Origin of the sequence: Streptomyces sp. NPDC059524 (genome assembly GCF_042749255.1) — a bacterium.
Classification (GTDB): Bacteria; Actinomycetota; Actinomycetes; order Streptomycetales; family Streptomycetaceae; genus Streptomyces; species Streptomyces xanthii.
Genome location: NZ_JBHYTK010000238.1, coordinates 1 through 8,872, shown reverse-complemented (window position 1 = coordinate 8,872; position 8,872 = coordinate 1). Strand labels below are relative to the sequence as shown.

Genomic DNA, 8,872 nt, shown 5'->3' with positions numbered 1-8,872 from the left:
GCGCCCCTGAGATGCGCACTTCGTGCGGCATCTCATCGGGGCGGTCACCGGTCCGGGCGGTCACCGGTCGGGGAAATGCGACCCGAAGGGTCCGCATTTCAGGGGCGCGGGGAACTGCGCGGGAAGCCCCACCGGGCCCGCGCCCGGGGACGAAACCGGCGGAGCCAGGGCGGGCCCCGCACCCGGACGTCCCGCGGAGCGCACCGCGCCTACGCTGAACCCGTGAAATCCGAGCCCCGTACTGCCGCCGAACTTCTTCAGCACGCCCTCGCGGACGATCCCGGTCGCCCCCTGGTCACCTTCTACGACGACGCCACCGGGGAGCGCGTGGAGCTGTCCGTGGCCACGTTCGCGAACTGGGTGAACAAGACGGCGAACCTGCTCCAGGGCGACCTGAACGTCGAGCCCGGCGACCGCGTCGCCGTGCTGCTGCCCGCCCACTGGCAGACCGCCGTCTGGCTGCTGGCCTGCGCCTCGGTCGGCGCCGTCGCGGACGTGGGCGGCGACCCGGCCGCCGCCGACGTCGTGGTCAGCGGCCCCGACACGCTGGAGGCGGCCCGCGCCTGTTCCGGCGAGCGCGTCGCCCTCGCGCTGCGCCCGCTCGGCGGCCGCTTCCCGCAGACCCCGGAGGGCTTCGTCGACTACGCCGTCGAGGTCCCCTCGCAGGGCGACCGCTTCGCCCCGTTCTCCCCCGTCGACCCCGACGAGCCCTCGCTGGTCGTCGCGGGGGCCGAGTGGACGGGCGCGGAGGTCGCCGCGCGGGCGATCGCGGACGCCGCCCCGTTCGGGCTGACCGGACCGGGCTCCCGGCTGCTGTCCGGTCTCTCGTACGACACCTGGCAGGGGCTGAGCGCGGGGCTCTTCGCGCCGCTGGCCGCGGGCGGCTCCGTCGTGCTGTGCCGGAACCTGGACCGGCTCGACGAGGAGGCGCTGGCCCGGCGCATCGACAGCGAGCGGGTGTCGGCGACCGCGAAGTAGCGGATCTTCACCCGTTCGGCCCCGCTCCCCCGGCCGCCCGGCGCGGCCGGGCCGATGATCGTGGAGACGCCGTTTTCCCCAGGCCGGACCGTGAGGGGACCGCACGTGACCGACTCCGCAGCCACACCGCTCGGCCCGGGCACCGGCTCGTCGCCGACCGGCGCCGGTCGTGTCCGGCGGCGCAGGCGCCGGCTGCGGTACGCGGCGTGCGCGCTGGCGTTCCTGGTGCTCGTGGCGGGCGGGGCCGGCTGGATCGTCTACGAGAAGCTCAGCGGGAACATCACCGAGGACACGGACGCGGCCGCCGAACTCGCGAAGTACGACAAGGAGCGGCCCACCGTCCTCGTGCACGGCGCGCAGAACATCCTGCTCATCGGATCCGACTCGCGCGCCGGCAAGAACCGCAAGTACGGCCGCAACGACGGCACCCAGCGCTCGGACACGACGATCCTGCTGCACGTGGCGGCGGACCGGAAGAGCGCGGTCGCCGTCTCGTTCCCCCGCGACCTGATGGTGAACATGCCGCGCTGCACCGCCCCGGACGGCAAGCGCCTGGAGCCGACGTTCGCCATGTTCAACTACGCGTTCGAGGCGGGCGGTTCCGCCTGCACGATCCGCACGGTGGAGAAGGTGACCGGCATCCGCGTCGACCACCACATGGTCGTCGACTTCCAGGGCTTCAAGGACATGGTGAACGCCGTGGACGGGGTGACCGTCTGCCTGGACGCGCCCATCAATGACGCCGACGCCCATCTGAAGCTGTCCGCGGGCGAGCACACCCTGAACGGCGAGCAGGCCCTCGGCTACGTCCGCGCCCGCAAGAGCCTCGGCAACGGCAGCGACACCGACCGGATGGACCGTCAGCAGCGGTTCCTCGGCGCTCTCGTCCAGAAGGTCCAGAGCAACGGTGTCCTGCTGAACCCGACGAAGCTCTACCCGCTCCTCGACGCCGCCACCTCGTCCCTGACCACCGACCCGGGCCTGGCGAGCCTGCGCGGCCTGTACGACCTGGTGCGCGGGATGCGGAACATCCCGGCCGACCGCATCCAGTTCCTGACCGTGCCCCGGGAGGCGTACGTCTACAACGCCAACCGCGACCAGCTCGTCCAGCCCGCCGCCGACCAGCTCTTCCGGCAGCTGCGCGCCGACCGGCCGGTGGTCGTCCGGAAGGAGGTGCCCGCCGCGGCGCGCGAGGCGGAAGAGGGCTCGTCCCTCGGCATTTCCGATGAAACAGTTGCCTATCAACGGGAAATGGACGAGAAGTCTGGGGCCTCGTCGCCCGCGGCGTCCGCCTCCGGCACCCCCGAGCCCACTCCGACGTTCCGGGGCAATACGGCGAAGCAGGACACCTGCGGCTGAGGCCGGTCCGTACCCCTCCGACGGCGCCTCAACCGCCCCTCGGTAAAGCGGGAGTCATCAGCCGGCACACAGGTTCAAAGATATGGGCCGGAATGCCCAGTTGTAGGGGAGTGGAATTTGTCACCGCCGTCGCCTGGCGCTGAACTGGGCGGATAGTGTGAGCGATCCGGTGCACCCGGCCACGCTTCGGGCAAGGTCGCGCACTGCTGACCGACTTTGACCGGGCGCCCGCTTTAAGGGGGGTAGGGCGCCGCGTGGCCCCGACGGAGGACACAGACAACCGTGGACGCGCAAGGCCGTGGGCGGGCGGAGAACATCGACCCCGCAGACCAGTGGGTCCTGAACCCGCAGACCGGTGATTACGAACTGCGACTGACCCCCTCCGCTGAGCAGTCAGGGGTGCCGGGACCGCGCCGCACCGCACCGCGGCCCGGCGGCCGACGGCGGCAGCAGGCACCGCAGGATCCGGGAGACGTCCCTCCCCAGCGCCGACGGCGCGAGCCGGAGGCCCTGGCCCCGGACACGGGACGGCGCAGGTCGAAGCCGAAGAAGAAGTCGAAGGTCAAGAAGGTCCTGCTGTGGACCTCCGGCACGATGGCCTTCGTGATCCTGGCCGGCGCCGGGGCGGTGTACATCTACCTCGAGCACCTCAACGGCAACCTGACGGTCAACAACACGCCCGACGCCAAGAACAGCTTCGCCAAGGACGAGGCCTTCAACATCCTCGTCATCGGCACGGACAAGCGCACCGGCAAGGGCAACGAGGGCTACGGCGACAAGGGCAGCGTCGGTCACGCCGACACGAACATCCTGCTGCACGTCTCCAAGGACCGGACGAACGCGACCGCGCTGAGCATCCCGCGCGACCTCATCGTCGACGTCCCGGAGTGCACCACCGACGGCAAGCCGATCGCCGGCACCTCGACCGTGCGCTTCAACACGAGCCTCGGCCAGGACGGCCGTGACCCGGGCTGCACCATGAGGACCGTCAAGGCCGTCACCGGGATCACCCCGGACCACTTCATGATGGCCGACTTCAACGCGGTGAAGACCCTGTCCACCGCCGTGGGCGGCGTCGAGGTCTGCGTCAAGAAGCCGGTGGACGACCCCGACTCGCACCTCAAGCTGCCCGCCGGCAAGAGCGTGGTGAAGGGCGAGCAGGCCCTCGCCTTCGTCCGCACCCGGCACGCCTTCGGCAACGCGGGCGACCTGGACCGCATCAAGGTGCAGCAGCAGTTCCTCGGTTCGCTGGCCCGCAAGATGAGCTCCGGCGACACCCTGACGAACCCGTCGAAGCTGACGAGCCTCGCCGAGGCCGCCACCAAGGCGCTCACCGTCGACCAGGGCATCGGCAGCCTGAACAAACTCAAGGACGTCGCCCTGGAGTTGAAGAAGGTCCCGCCGAAGAACATCTCCTTCGTCACGACCCCGGTGATCGACAACCCGGCGGAGAAGGTGCACGCCACCGTCGTCGTCGACCAGACGAAGGCACCGGCGATCTTCGACGCCATCAAGAACGACGTCTCCCTCACGGAGACGAAAAAGAAGAAGAAGGCCGCCGACTCCGCCCGCCTCAAGGGCGCGCGCTCCGCGGCCTCCGAGGTCCGCGTCGACCTCTACAACGGCGGCGCGCCGCCCGGCTCGGCCGGCACCACGCTCACCTGGCTGCAGAACACCGAAGGCGTCCTGAAGTCCAGCCAGTTGGGCAACGCGCCGAAGGACCAGGCCAAGACGACCCTCGAGTACTCGCCGGACCAGGCCGACCAGGCCCGGAAGCTGGCGGACATCATGGGGCTGCCCGGATCGGCACTCAAGCCGGGCGAGAGCGAGACGAACGACCAGGGCCTGCCGGCGATGATCCTGATCCTCGGCAAGGACTTCAAGGGCGCGGGGGTGCCCATCACCGGTTCGGCGAAGGCGCCGGACGTGGACAAATCGACGGCGGACAAAACTGTGTGCGCCGAATGACCAACCTCGGCCGCCCCGAGACTGTCTCACCACATGACAGCGGGGCGGCCGAGCCTTGGCCAGGGGTGGGGAGTGTGGGGCAAGGATGGGGCGACGAAGCGCGCGCAGCAAACGCTCGCGAATACTGCGCTGGATCACGGGCGTGCTCGCGGTCCTCGTACTGGGCACGGCCGGTGCCGGATACCTCTGGTATCAGCACCTGAACAACAACATCCAGACGGGCAAGCTCAGCCTGGGCGAGCACCGGGCCGCGAAGCCGACGCCCAACGCGGCGGGCCAGACCCCGCTGAACATCCTGCTGATCGGGTCGGACGACCGGAACAGCAAGGAGAACCTGAGGCTGGGCGGCCACAAGGAGAGCGTGGGCGCGGCACCGCTTGCCGATGTGCAGATGCTGCTGCACCTGTCGGCGGACCGCACCAACATGTCGGTGGTGAGCATGCCGCGCGACACCCTCGTCAAACTGCCCAAGTGCACCGACCCGAAAACCGGCCGCGTGTATCCGGAGACGGTCGGCCGGGTGATGACGAACACCTCGCTGGGCCGTGGTGGCCCGGGCTGTACGGTCGCCACCTGGGAGGAGATCACCGGCATCCACATCGACCACTTCATGATGGTCGACTTCACGGGTGTGGTGTCGATGGCCGACGCGATCGGCGGCGTACCGGTCTGCGTCGACGCCAACATGACGGGGCGGCGGGCCGGCAGCGACGAGGGCACCAGCCTGAAGCTGGAGAAGGGCACGACGTACATCAAGGGCGAACAGGCCCTGCAGTGGCTGCGCACCCGGCACGGCTTCGAGGACGGCAGCGACATCGCGCGCGCCAAGGCACAGCACATGTACATGAGCGCGATGGTGCGCCAGCTCCGTGAGAACGCCACGTTCAGCCACCCCGGCAGGCTGCGCACGCTGGCCGAGAAGGCGACGGACGCGGTGAAGCCCGACGACGGCCTCGACACCGTCAAGAAGCTCTACGACCTGAGCAACGAGCTCAAGAAGCCCTCCCCCAAGCGCATCACGATGACGACGATGCCGTTCGTGTACGAAGGTGCGCGCGTGGCTCCGACGTCCGCGGCGGACACCCTGTGGAAGCTCCTCCGCGACGATGTCGCGCTGGACGGCAAGGACGCGAAGAAGGCGACGGCGCAGACCTCGCACGACCCGGCGGCGGCCGACGACAAGATCGCCGTGCAGGTCCGCAACGGCACGCGGACGGCGACTACGGCCGCGGTGCCCGGCCGGGCCTCGGCGGTGCGGCAGGCCCTCATCGGCAAGGGCTTCACGCAGGCGACCTCGGACGGTTCGCCGCCGCTCGCCGTGGACAGGACGGTCGTCAACTATCCGTCGGCGGACCTCGAGGGCGACGCGCAGGCGGTCGCCAAGTCCTTGGGGATTCCGCTGAGTTCCGTGAAGAGGTCGACGGAGGTGTCCGGGGTGACGCTCACCGTGGGCGCGGACTGGCGCACGGGCAACATGTTCCCGAAGGACGCGGCCGACGCGGACACCCCGGACAAGACGCTGGACAGGAGCCAGACGCAGAACGGCGCTGACAGCGGCCAGTGCATGCACGTGCAGCCGGGCTACACCTGGTAGGACGCCTGCCGGGCCGTACACGCGCCACGGGGCGCGGGAGGTGAACTCCCGCGCCCCGTGCGCTAGTTGGCGGCGCTCTTCGCCTTGCCGTCGCCGAGCACGGCGGGCCGGCGCGAGGCGATGACCTTCTTCGCCAGCGACTTCGGGCTGGTCAGAAAGCCCCAGCCCCACGACATGTGCATCGTGGCGAGGGCGACGGGGATCTGGGCGCGCGCCTTCAGCGGCAGCCCCTTGCCCGCCGGGACGGAGCCCGCGAGGATAGCCGCGAGGTAGCCGCCCGGGATCACGAAGCCCCACGGCGTCAGGGCCGCGCCCACGACCGTGCCCGCCGCGATCGCGCACACCGCGGCCGGCGGGGCGAGGTAGCGCAGGTTGATCGAGCCCGCGTGGTAACGGGCGACGACGTGCCGCCAGCGCCCGTAGTCCTTGTACTGCCTGGCCAGCGCCTTCACGCTCGGGCGCGGCCGGTAGGAGACCTTCAGCTCGGGCGAGAACCAGATGAGCCCGCCCGCCTCACGGATCCGGAAGTTCAGCTCCCAGTCCTGGGCGCGGATGAACTCCTCGTTGTACCCGCCCTGCCGCTCCAGCGCCTCGCGCCGGAAGACACCGAGGTAGACCGTCTCGGCCTGCTGCGCCTCGCCGCCCGTGTGGAACGCCGCGTTGCCCACGCCGATCTTCGAGGTCATCGCGGCGGCGACGGCCTGCTCCCAGGCGTTGGTGCCCTGGGCGTGCATGATGCCGCCCACGTTCATCGCGCCCGTCTCCTCCAGGAGCCGCACCGCGGTCTCGATGTAGCCGGCGGAGAGCGCGGCGTGCCCGTCGACGCGGACCACGACCGGGTGCCGGGACGCCTTGATCGCCGCGTTCAGCGCGGCGGGCGTACGGCCCGTGGGGTTCGGCACCGTGTGCACGCGGGGGTGTTCGGCGACGAGCTGCGCGGCGATCTCGTCCGTACGGTCCGCCGACGGGCCGAGCGCGAGCACGACCTCCATCTCGCCGCCGTACTCCTGCGCCAGGATCGCCTCGACCGCCTCCCGCAGATGCCGCTCCTCGTTGAGGATGGGCATGATCACGGAGACCGCCGGGAGCTGCCCGTCGGAAGGTGCGTTCTGGGTATCCATCTCGTCTTTCACGGCCGGGGGTCCTGTTCTCGGCCGGGTGCCGGGGGTCCGGTCGGTCGGGCCCCGGAGGTGCGGCTTCGCCGTTCACGTTACCGCTAATGGGGGACACCGACGCGCGCCGCCCGGGTCGCTACCGCGGGCAGGAGATCGTATCGGCCTACGGTGCTCAGGATCCCACGCCCGCCGTCGCGGAGGTGTCCCCCCGTGCCCACGCCGCCCCGCTCCCCCGCCCGCCCGCCGCGTCCCCCGCGGCCGGGGCAGGGCCGCCGACCGGTGCGGCCGATGCGCAGGAGACGGCCCCGGTGGGCCATGCGGGTGGCGACCACGTTCTCCGTCACCGTGCTCGCCGCGGCCGGCATCGGGCACGCGCTCGTGACCAGCCTGGACAGCGGCATCGACCGCATCGACCCCTTCAAGGACATGAAGAACCGCCCGGCGGCCGGGCACGGCACGAACGTGCTGCTCGTCGGCACCGACGGCCGCGACAAGATCACCCCGGCCGAGAAAAAGAAGTACCGGCTCGGGGGCGCCCCCTGCCACTGCACGGACACCGTGATGATCGTGCACATCTCCGCCGACCACGACCGCGCCTCCGTCGTCTCCCTCCCCCGCGACTCCTACGCGGAGATGCCGCCCCACACCGACCGCACCACCGGTGAGAAGCACCACGCCCACCCGGTCAAGATCAACGCGGCGTACGCGGAGGGCGGGCCGCAGCTGACCGTGCGCACCGTCGAGAACATGACGCACGTCAAGATCGACCACTATCTGGAGGTCGACTTCACCAGCTTCATGCGGACCGTCGACGTGCTCGGCGGCGTCGAGGTCTGCACCGCCAAGCCCCTCAAGGACTCGTACACCGGGCTGGACCTCGGCGTCGGCTCCCACAAGCTGAACGGCGGGCAGGCCCTCCAGTACGTGCGCTCCCGGCACGCCGACAGCGCCAGCGACCTGGGCCGCATGCAGCGCCAGCAGCGCTTCCTCGCCTCCCTGATCTCCGCGACGACCTCGTCCGGGGTACTCCTCAACCCGGTCAAGTTCCGCGAGGTCGCCCGTACGCTGCTCAGCTCGGTCCGCGCCGACAAGGGCTTCGGCACGAACGAGATGGTCGACCTCGCCGAGGCCATGCGGAACTTCTCGCCGTCCTCGTCGGAGTTCACGACCGTGCCGATCGGTGACATGAGCTACCCGGTCAAGGGCATCGGCTCCACCGTGAAGTGGGACCCGGTCAAGTCCCGCAAGCTCTTCGACGCCCTGCGCGAGGACGAGCCGCTCGCCGCGCACCACAAGAAGAAGAAGGCCAAGGTCGTCGGCGTCTCGCCGCAGCAGATCCGGGTGCAGGTCGAGAACGGGACGCGGACCTCCGGGCTCGGCATGAAGGTCGACAAGGCACTGAAGAAGACGGGCTTCCGCACGTCGGGCGCCCCCGTCAACGCGTCGGGCGGCGCCGTCGCCGCGCACACCCTCGTCCTCTACGACCCGCGCTGGGACCGCTCCGCGAAGTCCCTGGCCGCCGCCCTCCCCGGCGCCCGCCTCAAGCCGGTCAAGGGCCAGGGGGCCATGCTCAAGGTCGTCGCCGGGAAGGACTACAAGGGGGTTCGGCAGGTGCGGGCCGAGGACGCCTATCAGGGCGAGTTCGGCGCGGTGACGGGCGACGAGGTGGTGTGCGGCTGAGCGCTGCCGGGTGCGGGCCGGTGGGGCTTCTCGCGCAGTTCCCCGCGCCCCTGAAACGCAGACCCTTCGGGTCGCATTTCCCCTATGCGCCGACGCCCCTATGGAGATCGCGCACGAAGTGCGCATCTCCAGGGGCGCGGGGCTGTGACATCAGCGGCTGCGCCGCGGGGCGCGAGAA

At 70.6% G+C, this 8,872-nt stretch carries 6 protein-coding genes; 5 read left to right on the top strand and 1 reads right to left on the bottom strand.

Annotation, left to right across the window (positions count from 1 at the left end):
* The first annotated feature begins 222 nt into the window (after positions 1–222).
* The 4 genes from ACFW9D_RS36670 to ACFW9D_RS36655 all read left to right on the top strand — a co-directional run bounded on the left by ACFW9D_RS36670 (position 223) and on the right by ACFW9D_RS36655 (position 5,899).
* Positions 223–978 carry a TIGR03089 family protein gene (locus ACFW9D_RS36670; protein WP_384629620.1) on the top strand — a complete coding sequence of 252 codons (756 nt, stop codon included), beginning with the start codon at positions 223–225 and terminating at the stop codon, positions 976–978.
* 105 nt (positions 979–1,083) lie between these two features.
* Positions 1,084–2,337 carry an LCP family protein gene (locus ACFW9D_RS36665; RefSeq protein WP_384629617.1) on the top strand — a complete coding sequence of 418 codons (1,254 nt, stop codon included), beginning with the start codon at positions 1,084–1,086 and terminating at the stop codon, positions 2,335–2,337.
* Between the two features lie 282 nt (positions 2,338–2,619).
* Positions 2,620–4,305 (top strand): LCP family protein, encoded by a 1,686-nt coding sequence (locus tag ACFW9D_RS36660; RefSeq protein ID WP_384629614.1) that lies wholly within the window; start codon positions 2,620–2,622, stop codon positions 4,303–4,305.
* An 85-nt stretch (positions 4,306–4,390) separates the two neighbouring features.
* On the top strand, positions 4,391–5,899 hold the full coding sequence (locus ACFW9D_RS36655; RefSeq protein ID WP_384629611.1) for an LCP family protein: 1,509 nt from the start codon (positions 4,391–4,393) through the stop codon (positions 5,897–5,899).
* A 62-nt stretch (positions 5,900–5,961) separates the two neighbouring features.
* Here the strand turns inward: ACFW9D_RS36655 and ACFW9D_RS36650 are convergent, their stop codons facing one another.
* Positions 5,962–7,020: a glycosyltransferase family 2 protein gene (locus tag ACFW9D_RS36650; protein ID WP_384629608.1), complete on the bottom strand. Its 1,059-nt coding sequence runs from the start codon at positions 7,018–7,020 to the stop codon at positions 5,962–5,964.
* A gap of 309 nt (positions 7,021–7,329) precedes the next feature.
* On the opposite strand from ACFW9D_RS36650, the gene ACFW9D_RS36645 reads away from it, so the two are divergent.
* Complete coding sequence (locus ACFW9D_RS36645; protein WP_384629623.1) at positions 7,330–8,694, top strand: LCP family protein; 1,365 nt, start codon at positions 7,330–7,332, stop codon at positions 8,692–8,694.
* Positions 8,695–8,872: the final 178 nt, after the last annotated feature.

What these genes read in the sequence shown, in the direction of transcription:
- ACFW9D_RS36655 (WP_384629611.1), top strand. Translation starts at nt 4,391, where the DNA reads ATGGGGCGACGAAGCGCGCGCAGCAAACGCTCGCGAATACTGCGCTGG.
- ACFW9D_RS36650 (WP_384629608.1), bottom strand. Translation starts at nt 7,020, where the DNA reads ATGGATACCCAGAACGCACCTTCCGACGGGCAGCTCCCGGCGGTCTCC.
- ACFW9D_RS36645 (WP_384629623.1), top strand. Translation starts at nt 7,330, where the DNA reads ATGCGGGTGGCGACCACGTTCTCCGTCACCGTGCTCGCCGCGGCCGGC.